Annotated in this window: 17 protein-coding genes; 4 read left to right on the top strand and 13 right to left on the bottom strand. The window is 35.8% G+C overall.

The window, feature by feature from the left end; all coding sequences use genetic code 11:
* Positions 1-25: 25 nt before the first annotated feature.
* From AC3B6D_RS02680 to AC3B6D_RS02655, 6 genes are all read right to left on the bottom strand, one after another.
* Positions 26-748, bottom strand: coding sequence for a YveK family protein (locus tag AC3B6D_RS02680; RefSeq protein ID WP_489757339.1), 723 nt, complete (start codon positions 746-748; stop codon positions 26-28).
* Between the two features lie 416 nt (positions 749-1,164).
* Positions 1,165-1,566, bottom strand: a complete 402-nt coding sequence (locus tag AC3B6D_RS02675; protein ID WP_489757338.1) for a DUF1149 family protein — start codon at positions 1,564-1,566, stop codon at positions 1,165-1,167.
* Positions 1,567-1,577: 11 nt separating this feature from the next.
* The gene (gene trmL / locus AC3B6D_RS02670) at positions 1,578-2,087 is read right to left on the bottom strand and encodes a tRNA (uridine(34)/cytosine(34)/5-carboxymethylaminomethyluridine(34)-2'-O)-methyltransferase TrmL (RefSeq protein WP_489757337.1); all 510 of its coding nucleotides are present in this window, start codon (positions 2,085-2,087) and stop codon (positions 1,578-1,580) included.
* A 302-nt stretch (positions 2,088-2,389) separates the two neighbouring features.
* The gene (locus AC3B6D_RS02665; RefSeq protein ID WP_489774837.1) at positions 2,390-5,659 is read right to left on the bottom strand and encodes a pectate lyase-like adhesive domain-containing protein; all 3,270 of its coding nucleotides are present in this window, start codon (positions 5,657-5,659) and stop codon (positions 2,390-2,392) included.
* Positions 5,660-6,022: 363 nt separating this feature from the next.
* On the bottom strand, positions 6,023-7,186 hold the full coding sequence (locus tag AC3B6D_RS02660) for an AI-2E family transporter (RefSeq protein ID WP_489757335.1): 1,164 nt from the start codon (positions 7,184-7,186) through the stop codon (positions 6,023-6,025).
* A 10-nt stretch (positions 7,187-7,196) separates the two neighbouring features.
* The gene (locus tag AC3B6D_RS02655; protein ID WP_489757334.1) at positions 7,197-7,556 is read right to left on the bottom strand and encodes a PTS glucitol/sorbitol transporter subunit IIA; all 360 of its coding nucleotides are present in this window, start codon (positions 7,554-7,556) and stop codon (positions 7,197-7,199) included.
* Positions 7,557-7,649: 93 nt separating this feature from the next.
* Here AC3B6D_RS02655 and AC3B6D_RS02650 point away from each other — a divergent pair, with 93 nt between their 5' ends.
* Positions 7,650-8,669, top strand: coding sequence for a lactonase family protein (locus AC3B6D_RS02650; protein ID WP_489757333.1), 1,020 nt, complete (start codon positions 7,650-7,652; stop codon positions 8,667-8,669).
* Positions 8,670-8,694: 25 nt separating this feature from the next.
* A complete protein-coding gene (locus AC3B6D_RS02645) occupies positions 8,695-9,522 on the top strand; it encodes an undecaprenyl-diphosphate phosphatase (protein WP_489757332.1) in 828 nt (275 codons plus the stop codon).
* 60 nt (positions 9,523-9,582) lie between these two features.
* Here AC3B6D_RS02645 and AC3B6D_RS02640 read toward each other — a convergent pair whose 3' ends face one another.
* Genes AC3B6D_RS02640 through yjbM form a run of 3 tightly spaced genes read right to left on the bottom strand, consistent with a single transcriptional unit; the run spans position 9,583 to position 11,919 of the window.
* Positions 9,583-10,467, bottom strand: a complete 885-nt coding sequence (locus AC3B6D_RS02640; protein ID WP_489774836.1) for an RluA family pseudouridine synthase — start codon at positions 10,465-10,467, stop codon at positions 9,583-9,585.
* Positions 10,467-11,264, bottom strand: coding sequence for an NAD kinase (locus tag AC3B6D_RS02635; RefSeq protein ID WP_489757330.1), 798 nt, complete (start codon positions 11,262-11,264; stop codon positions 10,467-10,469). The genes AC3B6D_RS02640 and AC3B6D_RS02635 overlap by 1 nt, the downstream gene beginning before the upstream one ends.
* On the bottom strand, positions 11,242-11,919 hold the full coding sequence (gene yjbM / locus AC3B6D_RS02630; protein ID WP_489769116.1) for a GTP diphosphokinase: 678 nt from the start codon (positions 11,917-11,919) through the stop codon (positions 11,242-11,244). The genes AC3B6D_RS02635 and yjbM overlap by 23 nt, the downstream gene beginning before the upstream one ends.
* 297 nt (positions 11,920-12,216) lie before the next feature.
* Between yjbM and AC3B6D_RS02625 the strand changes: the two genes are divergently transcribed.
* Positions 12,217-12,843 carry a DsbA family protein gene (locus AC3B6D_RS02625; RefSeq protein ID WP_489774835.1) on the top strand — a complete coding sequence of 209 codons (627 nt, stop codon included), beginning with the start codon at positions 12,217-12,219 and terminating at the stop codon, positions 12,841-12,843.
* Here the strand turns inward: AC3B6D_RS02625 and AC3B6D_RS02620 are convergent.
* From AC3B6D_RS02620 to AC3B6D_RS02605, 4 genes are all read right to left on the bottom strand, one after another.
* Positions 12,794-13,702: a competence protein CoiA gene (locus tag AC3B6D_RS02620; RefSeq protein WP_489774834.1), complete on the bottom strand. Its 909-nt coding sequence runs from the start codon at positions 13,700-13,702 to the stop codon at positions 12,794-12,796. The genes AC3B6D_RS02625 and AC3B6D_RS02620 overlap by 50 nt on opposite strands.
* A gap of 88 nt (positions 13,703-13,790) precedes the next feature.
* A complete protein-coding gene (locus AC3B6D_RS02615) occupies positions 13,791-14,432 on the bottom strand; it encodes an adaptor protein MecA (RefSeq protein ID WP_489769118.1) in 642 nt (213 codons plus the stop codon).
* 74 nt (positions 14,433-14,506) lie between these two features.
* On the bottom strand, positions 14,507-14,908 hold the full coding sequence (gene spxA / locus AC3B6D_RS02610; RefSeq protein ID WP_489757325.1) for a transcriptional regulator SpxA: 402 nt from the start codon (positions 14,906-14,908) through the stop codon (positions 14,507-14,509).
* A 141-nt stretch (positions 14,909-15,049) separates the two neighbouring features.
* The gene (locus tag AC3B6D_RS02605) at positions 15,050-15,787 is read right to left on the bottom strand and encodes an MBL fold metallo-hydrolase (RefSeq protein WP_489774833.1); all 738 of its coding nucleotides are present in this window, start codon (positions 15,785-15,787) and stop codon (positions 15,050-15,052) included.
* A gap of 27 nt (positions 15,788-15,814) precedes the next feature.
* On the opposite strand from AC3B6D_RS02605, the gene AC3B6D_RS02600 reads away from it, so the two are divergent.
* Positions 15,815-16,228, top strand: a complete 414-nt coding sequence (locus tag AC3B6D_RS02600; protein WP_489774832.1) for a hypothetical protein — start codon at positions 15,815-15,817, stop codon at positions 16,226-16,228.
* Positions 16,229-16,250 lie beyond the last annotated feature (22 nt).

Here is a 16,250-nt window from a genome sequence, read left to right as displayed (position 1 = left end):
ATTCACTCTCCTATTGTGAAATAACTTAACTATTTTTGAGTAAAGATTCTTGATTTTCAGACAATCGTAATTGCTTTTTGGAAATTTTCGCAACCCGCCCCATAATTGGTAATGCTAATTCTTGTTTGATAAATTGTTCGTCTTTCACCGTTTGATCGGTTAATTCCAAAAGAATACTTAAAAAGAGCCCTAACAATAATCCCAGGAAGCTGCCTAAGCCTAGAAATAACATTTTAGGAGGAAAAGTCGGCTTCTGGGGTAATTTAGCTTGTGAAATAATTGCAATCTTATCTACATTTAAGTATCGTTGAACATTTTTTTGAAACATCTGTGCTAATAAATTAGCTGTTTCCGTTGCTGCAAAACGATCTTTATCTGTTACTACAATGCTAAACATCAGTGAATTAGGTGCTTGTTTAATCTTAACTTCTTTTTTCACCTGCGCACTACTGCGATGTACGCCTAATTGATCAAGGTGAGTTACCGTTTGTTCAAGTACCACATCCCCCGTCACAAACTCCTTGTACGTATTAACTAATTGCAAATTATTATTGACATCATTATCTGTTTGCTGTGACTGATGAGGTAAAGTTGCCACCACTTGTGTTTGCGCTTGGTACTGCGGTTTTAAAATTACAAACGTTAAGATAGCCGCCACGCCCAATCCGACAATGACACAATTAATCAACATTTGCCAATGTTTTTTAATAATTAAGTCTAAACGAAGTAGATTAATTGTTGGATTCAAATTCCTACCTCCCTTATTAAGAATGAGACCAAAAGAAATTTTTAATGATTGATCCAAGTAATAATTTCTAAAAGTCTAAAGTCGCTGTCTTGCTAAATTCAAGCATTTAATTACAGTTAATAATTTTGTGTCGATACCGGTATTGTCGACTGCTGAGCGATTTTTACCTCTAACTATTGTAGAGTTAACACTAAATTAATACCTAAATTATACTATAATTTATATTAACAATCACTAAAACTGCTTATTTCTGTTAATTATTTTATTTAAAATCTTTTTTACTTTTTTCAAATCAATATTGTTAAAATAACTCTCAAAAACCACAAAAAAAGACCGATTATCACGCTTAACTTTAAAAGTTTTACCACTTTTAAAGCACAGCATGCCTCAGTCTTATCAACTCATTATTAACTTAATTAATTATCCTGAATTTCTCCTGAACCAAAATCCGCCTGAAAGTCCAAATGATAACCATGTTCTAAAGTCAAAGCCGTCACTTGATAAGTAATGGTTTGAATTTGTTCAATCATCGGTTGCGATAATTGTGCAACCATTTCCGGTGTGATTTCTGATAGCTCACCTGTAAAATCAGGCAATTGAAAAACTTGTCCAATTAATCCAGAAACGGCAAATTCCGCTTGAGCTGGATGAACATTAAACGGTGTTAAAATTTGCACCATTTTCCCTGATAATTCTTCACCATCGGCTACCGGATAATCTTGAACTTGAACTTGAATATCCGTTTGCGGCTCAGATTTTGGATCAACTAAATCATAATGAAACGATTGCACAACAACGGGTCCTGTGTTAACTTTCATACTCACATCTCCTAATGTAACTTATCATGTTCATAACGATGTGTTAATTCTAACCCAGCAAAATGCTGTTGTCGAACTGCTTCATAAATTACCAAAGCACAACTATTGGACAAATTTAAAGCCCGAATGTTTTGAGTCATTGGTATTCGCAGGCACTTTTCAGGATTATCGCGCATAAATTTTTCCGGCAAACCAGTAGTTTCTTTACCAAACAAAAAATAATGATCCACATCCGTATTGGAATAATCAACATCACTGTAAACTCGATCGGAAAACTTGCTAATCAAATACAAATAACGTTGATCAGGTATACTAGCTAAAAAGTCGGTTAAATCATCATGCATCACCAATTTAACCTTATCCCAATAATCCAAACCGGCACGCTTCATATGCTTATCATCTAAACTAAATCCTAATGGTCGAATCAAATGCAAGACCGTATCGGTCCCCGCACAAGTTCGGGCAATGTTGCCAGTATTAGCTGGCATTAACGGTTCAAAAAGTGCAATATGATTAGTCATGTATCAAAGCTTCCTTTATATCAGTTTTCTACAAAAAAACGCATCCCCTCGGCAAATGCAGCAAGAAGATACGTTAAATTACTTCTGATTAAGCTCTTTTATCAAACCAGGTCTGATAAAAGAGTTTAAGTTAAGTCCACGTTTAATAATATACAACTTATTTAATAGACTGACAAGTCAAAATGAGTACTTAACTAACTAAATTCCGATAGAATTCAACTTGTTTTCAAAAAATATACTTTAAAGTGGCCATAACTTTCCAGTATTATGAATGAATAATTAGCCTGAACAGAGCAGTAACCTTAATTAACGCTGTTGGTCAAAGACCAAGCTAAACACCCTGTATGATTTTTTGTAGGCATCGTTGTGGCAGCACTAACATTTTTTAAATATGGCCCTTGAGGAACATTCTCCATCGTTTGCGGATCAATCGTCCATGAATGGGAAATATCTAAAATATTATCGACAATTGGTGGCTGATCATTTTGGAAAATTGCTAATGGCGTCGTTGTAATTTGTGAACTGACTAGACCTTCACCATAGTATAGGGGCAAATTAGCCGTCCCCAAATCATCCCCAACTTGATTGTCCAGCTTAACGTTAACTGCCCAATTCGCTGCTTGATGATCCGTATCGGTTACTGCTAAATTACCATCTAATGCAGTAATAGGAATATTATGATGATCATTAGCACGCTGCTGACCAAAATATAATTTGGTAGGCACTTGCAGCGTCAATTCTCCCTTCACCGCTAAGGTCGTTGCTCCGGGCAAAATGGTATCGTGATAAGTCACTGTCGTCTGCGGATTAGTATTATTGGCTGCATCAGTTAACAGAACTTGCAGTTGATCACCTGAATTCAAACCGTGCAATCGCTCTAAACGCCACTGACCCGCGCTATCAACTTGCGTATTCTCTGAAGGCATCGACGAATATTTAAGACTACCATCAGCGTTTAAAATTCGCCACGACACGATTGCATTAGCAGCCGCTGTCCCCGTCAATTCAGTCGTGGAGGGTACAATTTTTGTCAGATTAGTGGCTGCTTGATTGTTCGTTAAAGTCGACTTGGCGGATAAAACTTTGGCTGGTAGTGGTGGTGTTTTATCAACGACAGTTTTTTCACTATCATCAAAATCCTTTTGTGGTTCGGACACAATGACACTTGAACTATAATGTCCATTGTCATAAGTACCATTTCGCCAAACTCGTAAAATCTTAATTTTCGTTCCCGTCGGCAGCAGTTGTAAATCAGGCGCAGCAATTTTCATCACGCCCTTAATTGTTGTTTGATCATAATAAGTGTCTTGTAGCGCAGAAGTTCCCCGCAAAATTTTGACGGTACCATCAGGTAAAGTAACCTGTAATTCTGCTTGCACTTCATTATCTAAGCCCGGTCTTAAGGCATCGTTCTCGGCGGGAACTTGCGCTTTGAGCCAAATATATTTATCAGTATTGGCTGGATCAATAAAATGATTATTCGCATCTTGTAACCAACTCACTTTAGCGGGCGTGACGTTAGCTGTCATCCGCGTAATTTTATTTAATCCCTTAGCACCACTTTTAGCCAATGGAGTTTCTAAATATTGTTTAAAATCAGCGGCTTCTGTCGCATCGCTGTCAGAAGTCGGAACTACAACCTCAAATAACTTGGCAAACAAACCAGATGTCGATTGATAACTAGCACCAACGTGTTGCCAATTTCCCGAAGGATTGCCATTGATGTCACTATTACTGTCCCAAACTTGTAAAGGTAAAGCATTATGTTGAAAAGTACTGTTCTTAGAACCATCAAACAAGTAACTATTACTACCACTTGGAGCTTGATTTTGAAAATCAAAGTAGCGCGGATACGGCATATTAAATGTTAATTTTTGCCCACTAGGAGCAGAAAAAATTCCTCCCTTCGGATAATTACCGCGCGCTACGAAGGAAATCTTATCATTAGCAGTATCCCCTGCATCAATTTTTAACGGTGTCGAATTCGTCATAATGGCAGCACCACTTTGAGCAGCAACCAAAACTTGCGAATTAGGATCTTTTAAAACAAAAGAATTATACGGATCAACGGTGCCATCAGCTCGAGCATCGCGATACAAAATACCTTGTCCACCAGATTCACCTGCACTAGGCGTTCCTACCGCATTATTATTATGCAGATTAAACTCGGCTCCTTGGGAAACAGAAATTTTATTACCCATTCCGTACATCCGAATACCGGGCGGATTGTCCCCTTTACTATTCACATTTTGATAATTTTGATTAACATTGACTTTCGCATTGCCCTGAATATCAAAGAACATGCCGCCAGTCCAAATAAAACGCACCGCCGGATTGGTCGAATCACCACCACCGCCTTCGCCGCGGGTAGCATTCAATGTCGTCGTTTGATCATTGGCAGCACCAGTAACTTTAAACTGACTATTATTGCCTGAGATACTGATCGCAGAACCATTAATATTTTTAATCGTTAAATTGGAACCACTGGCTAATGTAAAGAGTGAATTAGCTCCATAGATTCGAATGACTCCAGATTGATCCAAATTTCCTGCATTGTTATAAAGAACATTAATTTTGGAATGATCATTAATATTCAGATTTAGACCAAAATAATTGCGTTGCGTGGTATTATCATTGGCACTATTTAAGAATAAATTATAATTTTTAGTATATAAATCACTTGCTTGAACAGCGGCAATGGTCGAGTTCTTGATATTAACTGTTTTATCAACACTTAAATTACTATTCATATTCGGGAACATGATATAATTATTAGCTTGAATTTGTAACTTACTATCATTGATAGTTAATTGACTACCACTAGAACTATTCATCACAATCGCATAATCGTTAGTATTACCAATACTAGTTTGAACCAGATCGGCACTCACTTGTTGTGACACATTAGCATGATCAAAAGTTAGTTGAACTGGCGCTTGGGCTTTTTCAGCTGTGTAAAAGCCGCCATTAATAATGGTACTGTTCGTATTAGTATTATCCATATCCGCCGGTGAAGCATTAGTTGTCAGATTAGTATCTTGGACCACCAGGTTTCCTTGAGTGGCAGTAAAACAATAATAAGTAGCAGCACTAGTATGATCAGAAACCACATTAGCATCTTGCACCGTGGTCGTCCCCTGAGTTAATGAGATGGTTTGCTTGGCAGTATTGATTTGATAATTGTTAAAATTAATGGTTTTATCAGTCGTAATGCTCGGCGAAGAAGTAGCTGTTAAATTGTTAGTTAAAATAATGGTAGCTACTTGTGGGTTTTGAACCTGTTCACAAAATTCTGCCCAAGTACTAACACTCACAGTCGTGGCATCTGTAATTGGTGTTTGATGTTGTGTTTTATAACTTAATTTATTAGTTAAGTCAGTTGTGAAGTTCGTTTGCATTTGCAATAAATCACTGTAATCACTACGCAGTAAATTCTGACTCCAATCACCTGTGACTTGATTACTACGACTTAAGCCAACTGGTAAACCCTGATTTTGAATTAACTGCTCTAATGCAATACATTTAAGCGTCTCCGCTCGTAACGTGGTTGTGTAAAAGACACTTTCAACCATAACTATCATTAAAATCAAAAACTTGATATGACGTCGATCAGCGCATTTTGTGATAAAGAAACCTCCCAATGATTCATCTACAAAAACATCACGCTAAGTATAACTTTCAGCTAATATTTTATCAATTTCTTATTATAAATAATAAATTCCTAACAAATCTGTAAAAAACATTTAACTCATACTAACCAATCAGTTTTTTTAGTTTAGTTTAAAATTTTAATTAAAATTTAGCTTTTTTAAGGCTAAATTTTCGAATTAGCCTCAATAAAAAAACTAATTTGGAAAATTTTATCCAAATTAGTTAAATTCATGAACCTTTTTTACATAGCTGTGCTTAGTTATAAGCACAAGTTTGTTCTTGCATTAATGGGAATCTTTTGGCTGTTGTGTTTCTAATAAATTTTCATCTTGGTACCAATTAGAATTAGTTTCAAACCAATTAAATGTTTTAGTGAATAGAATTTTTAAAATAGCATACATTGGAATGCCTCCAATAACTCCTAATAAACCAAACATTCCGCCTGAAACCAATAATACAAAGATCGTCGTTACTGGATGCATATTCATTTTATTGCCCACAACTAGCGGTGAAACCACGCGCGTTTCAATAGTTTGTTCAATAGCAAAAATAATAATTACACTAAAAATCATTCGGTGTCCGGATAATAAAGCCAGAATCACCGCGGGCAATAAGCCAATTGCCGAGCCGACATAAGGAATCAGATTGCAAATTCCCGCAAAAATCCCTAACAGAATACCATAAGGCATGCCCACTATTAAATAGCCAACACTAAACATCACTGCGACCCAGAAAGCGACCGTTAATTGTCCACGAATATAAGAACTAAGTGCCGCATTGATTTCGCTTAAAGTCTGTGCTGTCGCTGCTTTTAAGCGATTAGGGATAAATTTTAAAATTGCTGGTTTAATTTTTTGATCATCCTTCAGTAAAAAGAAGAGGACAAACGGTGCCGTTAAAAAGATCATGATCACATTGGAAATAACTCCTAAAGCCGAAGTAAAATTATTCCAAGCCGTATCAAAAGTCCCGCCCAAACTGTTCATAAAAGTATCCGAAAATTTACTCCAAGATAAATTATCTTGCAGATGCAAATTTTGTAAATGCGGCTCATGGCTAATTGCATTAATCGTATGTTGAATTAAATGCCAGTAGGCCGGCAAGTTTTTGATTAAAGATGTTGCCTGACTCTGTAAAATTGGGATCAATGTCAAAATTGCCCAGACTAAGATACATAAAATCACTAAAAAAACGACTGCAATAGCTACAATTCGATTCAAATGCAACCGCCGTTGCAAAAAATTGGTCAACGGCTTAATTAAATAATACAAGATCATGGCCACAATTAAAGGTGGACAAATAATTCCTAAAATTTGCCACAATGGGCGAAAAACATAACTAATTTTAGCAAAAACCGCAATGATCAAAAATAATAAGAGTACATTCAGTAAAACCACTGTAAACTTATTATTTAAAAACCATTTTGTAAACCAAGTTTTTTTTTTCATACTTACCTCATTATTGTTCATAACAAATGATAGAGCCAACCTGTAGCTTTGGCATTGTACCTGTTACATAAACACCGTTAATCTGGGGATTACTGGGAGCTTTTTGGAAATACAAGATCGTATGACCAATGGCTCGCAATTGATCGTTGACCTGTTGACCAACCGCTTGAATTGTAAAACTGTGGTGATCAATCATTATCTTTTGTCCTACTTGTAAATTTAACAATTGCTGCTGTCCCGCGGCAAACTCTTGAATCAGAGCAACTTTGCGCAAATCCAAGGTTGCACTGGAATTGAATAATATCAAAAAATCATCACTCGAATCAAGTGCTTGTGGACCAATTTCAGTTATTTTTGCTTTGATTTCCATATCTTTTACACTCACTTTTATGATAAATTACTATAATACTACCAGCATTTTAATGGAAGTTGTTATAAAATGTTGTTCAAGGAGGTTTTCTTCATGCAAGAAAAATTATTAATCGGTGGTTACACAAAACAAACCAGTCAAGGAATTTATCAATTAGAATTTGATACACAAAAAGCTAGCCTGTCTGCAGCTCATTTAGCTGTCAAACTACAAGGACCAACCTACTTTACAATTTCTAATAATAATATTTTATATTCCATTGTTCAAGATGGCGACCAGGGCGGGATTGCCGCGTATGATCTCAATAATAACTTTAACTATCTGGGCAGTGCCCTACAAAATGGAAGTTCACCGGCTTATGTGGAAGTAGCTGAACAAAAACAATTAGTTTTTTCCGCTAATTTTCATACTGGAATTGTGACAATCCATAAAATTAATCCCGACAAAACTCTCACCATTACTGATACCATTCAATTAGAAGGCAGTAGTGTTAAACCAGAACAAGAAGCAGCTCATCCGCACATGGCTCATCTCACACCTGATGAACAACTAGTTGTCTGCGATTATGGTACAGATCAAATTACTACTTACCAAATTGATGATCAAGCACACGCTACATTAAATAGTACCTTTACTGCTCCTGCGGGTAGTGCGCCGAGACATTTGGTCTTTAACCCGCAACATCCTGATTTAGCTTATTGTATTTGTGAATTAAGTTCTGTGGTTTTAGTTTTACACTATGATCACGGCCAATTTAATTTATTAGATTCCTATCACTTACTACCGCAAGAATATTTAGGTGAAAATACTGCCGCTGCTATTCGCATCAGCGCTGACGGTCAATACCTCTATACTTCCAATCGGGGCCACAATTCCCTAGTTTCATTTCGGATTAGTGCTGATGGTAAGAAACTGGAACATTTACAAACCATCAAAACACAGGGTGATTTTCCGCGTGATTTTTGCTTAGATCCTACGGGCCAGTTTGTTTTAGTGCCACACCAAAAATCCAATGACGTTACGATTTTTAATCGTGATTTAGATTCCGGTCAATTAACTTTTAACAATCACGATTGTCAAGTTCCCGAAGGTACTTGCATCAAATTTTACTAATCATTAATCTGAAACGAGGAAACTGATGTTAAACATTTTTAAAGCCATTATTTTAGGCATTATTGAAGGAATTACAGAATTCCTCCCTATTAGCTCCACGGGGCATTTATATTTAGCTAATGAATTTGTTAAATTAAAGGAATCCACCGCCTTCATTAATATGTTTATGGTGGTGATTCAATTAGGCGCCATCTTGGCCGTGGTCGTAATTTACTTCCATAAATTAAATCCTTTTTCACCCACCAAGGATACTCGACAAAAAAAATCAACTTGGGTTTTATGGTTGAAAGTATTACTAGCTTGTTTGCCGTCTGTCATCATTGGCTTACCATTAAATGATTATATGGACGAACATTTTAATAACTGGCAAGTTATTTCTGCCACTTTATTAATCTATGGGATTTTATTTATTATCATTGAAAATTGGAACAAAAAACGTCAGCCTCGGTTAACGAACTTGGATAAGTTACCTTATTCGATTGCTTTAGCCATCGGTGTCTTTCAAGTTTTATCATTAATTCCAGGAACCTCGCGCTCCGGAGCAACTATCTTAGGCGCCATTTTAATCGGCACTTCCCGCTTTGTGGCCACAGAATTTTCATTTTTCTTAGCTATTCCGACAATGGTTGGTGCTAGTGGTTTAAAACTGGTTAAATATTTTTTGCATGGTAATACTTTTACTGTCATGCAAACTAGTGTCTTATTAGTCGGCACATTGGTTTCATTTATTGTAGCTTATCTATCAATTAAATTCTTACTCAACTACATTCAAAGAAACGACTTTAAAGCCTTTGGCTGGTACCGAATCATCTTAGCAATCATCGTTATTGGTTACTTTGGCTTTTTGAAATAATATTGTTGATATTAAAAAGGTTGCAGTTTTTAACCTGCAACCTTTTTTCATACATAAAAATTAACTTTTGCTGACTAAACGAGTTAAATCTGAAGGTAATGGGGCCTGAATAACAAGCTGTTTTTGCCCAATTGCATCAAAGAAACTTAACTTTGAGCAATGTAGTGCCTGTCTTTTAATTAAAGAACTAGCTCCCCCGTAAGCTTGATCACCTAGTAGCGGATGCCCAATTGCTGCAAAATGAACACGGATTTGATGTGTTCGCCCCGTAATCAGTTGCACTTTAACCTCCGTGAAATCCGACATACGATGCAATACTTGATATTTGGTTAAAGCCCATTTTCCCTGTTGGTCGACACAACGCAAATTATGATTTTTAGGATCTACACCAATTGGTAGATCAATTTCGCCTTGATTAGCAGATAAGTGTCCTTTTATTAAGGCTATATACTCTTTGGTAATACTTTGTGTGCGAAACTGTTGATCAATTAAGTGATGTGCATAAGCATTCTTAGCAAATGTCAAAACGCCTGAAGTATCACGATCTAATCGGGATACCAAGTGAATTACATCATTGACTTGGTGCGTTCTTTGTAAATAAGCCTTCACCAAATTAGCCATTGTTACAGTCGTTAACCCCTTTGCAGGTAACGAAGCAACCCCGGCTGGTTTATTAACTAATAAATAGTTATCATCTTCATATAAAACTGCCAGTGCCCCTGAAATCGGTTGAATTTGCTCGGAGCCTTGTTCAGTTGGTAAAGTGACAATAATTTCATCACCCACTTTGACTTTAAAGCTCCAATAACGTCGTTTGTGGTTAACGTAAACATTTCCTTGATGATATTGAATTTGTTTGAGTTGCGTTTTAGAAAAGCCTTGTTGCTGTAAAAATTGTCGTAAATTTTGTTCATTAGAACTGGTCTTGAGCCACCGATAATTCATTAACTACCATCCGTTAAAAATGCATTCCGTACTCGTTGCCAAAAATTCTTGGTACGATAAGATGCAATTTGAATTTTTTCATCTGCAATTTGGTATTGAGTTTTTTCAACTAAATTTTTATCATAAGCCAAATTATCTACGGTCAAAACATAATCAGCTGCCATCTGTGGTACCACGGTAATCACTTGACCTTTAGGCAAAATTAAAGGTGAATTAACGGTCCGATAAACACGATTATTAATCGGTGCTACTTCATTAAACTGCATCACTTCTAAATTAGGATTAATAATGGCGCCACCAATAGACTTTGCATAAGCTGTCGAGCCTGTAGGAGTAGAGACCGTGATGCCATCTCCGCGAAAACGTTCAAATAATTGACCGTCAATTAAAATGTCAGCGCGCATTGTTTGGGAAACCCGTTTCAACTGCGATTCGTTTAACGCCAAAAACTGTCGACGACAACCATTCGTATACTGTATCTGAACTTTTAGCAATGGATAAGTAACCACTTGTTGGGGTCCTTGTAAAATTTGTTCCACTAGTTCATCTACTTCAGAATCTTTCCAATCAGTATAAAAACCTAAGTGTCCCGTATGAATGCCAACAAATTGCACTTGATCTAATTGCTGGGCGAATTTATGAAAAGTACTCAAAAAAGTCCCATCGCCACCAATTGTAATGACTAGGTTTGGGTCTTTTTGAGTAATTACTACTCCAGCTGCTAATAACTTAGCATTTAATTGCTGGGCCAATTTTCGCGATAAATCTTTAAAATTATTTTGAATCCACACCTTCATGTGGTTGTTTCTCCTTTGATTGCTTCGAATTATTAAATTTTTGATTAGCAAAATATTTAGGGGCATCTTGAATTTCTTCACGGATTTTAGACATTTCTTCATCCAACATGAAAGATGCTTCCGCAGCCCTTTTTAAACGCGAATTAATATCTTCTGGAAAATCTCCTTGATATTTGTAATTTAAGGAATGTTCAATCGTTGACCAAAAGTTCATAGCCAACGTGCGAATTTGAATTTCTGCTAAAATTTCCTTCACACCGGTGGCTAATTGGACTGGATACCGTAAAACCACGTGATAGGAACGATAACCACTAGGCTTACTGTTAGTTACATAATCACGTTCCTCAACCACCGACAAATCCGTACGATTATGCAAAATATCAACTACTTGATAAATATCTTCCACAAATTGGCATTGAATTCTTAAACCAGCAATGTCCTGCATATCCTGTTCCAATAATTCCGGTGTGATAAACCGCCGTTGCATTTTTTCTTTAATACTGGCTACAGTTTTTACCCGGCCCGTTACGTATTCAATTGGCGAATGTTCTCCTAAATTGATAAATTCTTTGCGCATACTACGTAATTTGATTTTTAATTCGTCCACTGCTTGTTCATATGGCAATAAAAAAGTATCCCAATTTTGATCATTCATTTTAATCACCTCGCCCGTTTAACTATAACATAATGCTTGTCATTTCCAGTTTAAATTTATTTTTTATTTGAAAAGACTGCAATCCGAACATTATTTTAATCCTCACCGAATAAGTCCTCTGGTTCTATCATCCTAAAACTCTAGCTTTTGCGTTAAAGTTCGCTTTTTAAACATCCAAAGCTGTTCAAAATCGCGCTTCACTGAACTTTTGAAGGCTTATTATTTGAAAAATATTTCAGATCTGGTATCTTAATTTATATATGTTCTAATTATGGGGTTTTAGGAGGTATTAGCAATATGTGGGAAGTATTTGTTTTTGTTAATCCGATTGGTCAACGTTGTTTAAAAACGGAACAATTAATTATTGATTTTGCTAAAAAGCATCACATCAATGCACATTTTAAGTTTGTCGCTTTAAACAATTTTTTATCAATGGATCATTATTTAAAAAACAATAACTATAACTTACACGACATTAATCTGCGCAATAAGTTAACCGATGATGTTTATCAAGCAACACTTTATTATAAAGCAGCTACTTTTCAAGGCAACAAAAAAGGCCGCCAATTCTTAATTAATCTTCAACATGCCATCAACTTTCAATCGCAAAAATTTACGATTCAGTTAATGAAAGAAATTGCTCAAAGCGTTAATTTAGATTGGCGTACGATGGTTAAAGATACTAAAAATGAATTAACCTTGAGCCAATGCATTGAAGATCAAAAAATTGCTTCGGAATTAGGAATCAATGAAACACCGACAACGGTAATTTATGATTATTCTCAAAATCAAGAAGCCCAAGCCTTTTGTTTGAAGAATTGTTCACCGATTGAATTGACGACAGTCTTAAAATCATTAATCTCTGATACTGAGCTTAATGATCAACAAATTGCTGCCAATCCTGTTTTGCATTTAGTAAAGTAATTTCTGAATTAATTAGGGGAAAATCAGAAAGAGCTTGAATGTTAAAATGATAAACTAATGGCAAATAACAACCTAAGTATTTATAAATGGGAAACACCGTCTGCGACGGTGTTTTTTTGATCCAATCAAGCAAGTTTTGCTGTTGTTGATAACACCAATTTTGAAATTGAATAAACTGCTGGTCAGGATAACGACAGTGTGTTAGATACCATTGTGCCCAGTCAATCGTGGCAATTTGATAATGACTAGATGGCCTTTGAAATTGTAACAGTTGCGTCCAGGTATAAATCTTTTTCATTTGCCAAAATAATTGTCTGCTACTCGGATTCAAAGCAAAATGATAACACAACCGCAAAAAATCTTCTCGTGGTAATTTATATAAAATGTAATATCCCCACTGTTGATTAAAACTCAATAAACCTTGACTGTGTGTTAGTTGATTTTTCAACCGATAATGTTGCGGTCCAAAAATCCACAACGGATGTAAACCTTTTTGTAAATACTGCTGTTGGCGTGTTGCTAATTCTTGCGAACTAATGGGCGAACATTGATATTCCACTGCTAACCGAAATTGATGGTTATAAGCATAAACATCAATGCGCTGCTTGGGATCTATAACATATTCTAATTGAACGGTAAATTGTTCACGCAACCATTGCGCTAACCATTGTTTACCTTGCAGATGGATTGGCGTTTCATTATTTCCCGCATGTGAAACCACATGTCGAAAATAAGGTCGCTGCTGCTGGCGCACAACTAATTGTACTGGTTGATGACATTGCGGACAAAATACCGCTTGTGGTGCTTGATATTCGGACGCATATATTAATTCTCCGGCTTGATTCTTTGCTACTAACATATAATTAACACCTTATTTTAATTACAAAAAAGATACTAGTTTTAATTTGAATTAATCAAATTAAAACTAGTATCTTTAAGAGAATTATTTATGCAAAATAATAACGTGTTAATTCCAATGCAGATTGTTCCATCACTAAATGACCATACTCTGACAACATTGGCTCAGACACATTAGCCAATTGACCATATTCTTTAGCCAAGGCAATAATATCAGCAACACTAACGCTACGTAATTGATCAGTATAGATAATTAATTCTAAATAATATTGACCTTGAAGTTGGTACAAGTTACTAACAACCGAATTAACTCGTAAAGCTTTACTTAATTCCACGAAATCTTCGAACTCAGAAAAACTAAAAATAATTGTTTTTATTGGGTCATCAAGATTAACTAAATCATCATTGGAAGAATCTGTTTCTGTGGGATTAGCCACAACGTCTAATGCTTGCAAAAGATCATGGTCTTCTTCAGTATCTTCTTGTTTTTGATCAGGAACTTTAGTTATTAATAACTCTAAGCCCTTATGACTTGGAATAACCTGAAAGGTAACGGTCTGATCTTTAACAAATGTATGAGTTGTATCTACTTCTTCTAAAATATTATAAAAGAAACTCTCAATTTGCTTGCGATTACCTAATAAATCTAGAACCGTTACTCCACGTTCCTTTAAGTCATGACTTTCCAATGTTACTCGAATCATGTTTTCATTAACGTGTTCCACTTCCATGGCTGACCCACCTCACTTATTAATTTATTCTAACAGGCATCACCAGAAAGTAAAAGGTTAATCTGAAAAATTTACTAATTAAATGCTTGCGCACGTTGTAGTTCTCGTAATTCCATTACCCGAATTGCTCTTGGCAAAAAGCGGCGAATTTCGTCTTCATTGTAGCCCACTTGCAAACTTTTCTCATCCATCATAATTGGACGTCTTAATAAGCCTGGATTTTTTTCAATTAAACTGATTAATTGATCAACCGTTAAATCATTTAAGTTAACATTTAAAGCCTGATAAGCTTTAGAACGCTTGGAGATGATTTCTTCGGTACCATCTTCAGTTAATTGAAGAATTTTTTTAATTTCATCTTTTGAAAGTGGTTGTGCAAAAATATTTCGCTCTTTATAAGGAATATTATTGTCCTCAAACCATTTTTTGGCTTTCCGACAAGAAGTGCAACTTGGAGATGTGTATAAGGTTACCATATAGAATTTCTCCTTTTTTAAATAATTTAGCGATTATTTTTAATCACAATTCAATTATAGGTAAGTCAAAATTTAATGTCTAGCTTTCTGCTTAGCTGAGGGCTTAACTACAACGAATCAGCAATCTTTGTCGGAATAGCCCTAATCAATTACCTTGCGCCAGCCAGTATTGGCCCGAGCAACCGGAATCTCACCAGCGGCTTGTTGCGTCTCAGCAACTAATTTATCTAACGGATAATTTTGTGGTAAATGAGAAATTAATAAGGCATCTACTTGAGCATCATGGGCCAGCTGTCCTGATTGAGTAGAAGTCATGTGCCACAATTGCCCTGTCTTAGCTGTTCCAAAATTAGTATCGGTAATCAATAAATTAGATTTTTGAGCAAAAGTAGCTAGATCAGCAAAATAGGCCGTATCAGCAGTAAAAGTCAGCACTTTATTTTGCGAATCAGTAATACGAGTTGCAAAAGTTGGCACTGGATGAATAGTTTGTTTAAAATCAAGCGTAAAGGGACCCAAGTTTAACGATTGCAACGGCGAATAAGCCTTTGCTTGTGTAAAATTACCAAATGTTAAGCTAGCAAAATTCAATGGGTCTTGAGTATGACCATAGATGGGCAAAACAGCTTGTTTTTTGGTTCCTTCATGTAATTGCCAATAATATTGTAAAACACCAATATCAGCAATATGATCATGATGATAATGAGTTAAAACTACCGCATCTAACTGCAACGGATCCAAAACATTTTGTAATGAATTTAAAACACCACTACCGCAATCCAACAGCAAGTTATAGCCCTGGTCTTGTAATAAGTAACCAGTCGTTGCTTGTTGACGATATGGATAACCGCCATAATAACCTAAAACTGTGATCTTCATTATTTACACCTCATAAGGAGAATTAATATGTCCAACATTAAATTAATTTTTGGTACGCAATCCTTTTTAACCACATATTTGAATCAGAATAGTCTATTTGCACATAATGTGCAACACCCGCATGATTATTTATTAATTCAAAAAAATGTCGCGCCGACACAAAAAAACGTCTGGCAAACCGTATTTCCACAAGCTAAGCTTACCGTTGCAACACACTTTTACTTGGCTTTTATGCAGTTAAATACAGACAATCGGGCACTTTTAATTAATCAAGCGGTCAAGTTACCTAGTCATAGTACCTTGTACCAACAACTTGAACAACCAGAACTGTTAATTATTACCTCACATCCTCAAATTTTACAAACAGTCAGTCAATTACTAAATATTTCCGTTAAGCAACTCAATGCTTCTTTAACCGGCTATCTCCAAGTTGGACAGTGAAATCAAAGTAAAAACAATTAAT

Source organism: Bombilactobacillus sp. ESL1097, assembly GCF_058107205.1.
This window is presented reverse-complemented; position numbering and strand designations above follow the sequence as displayed.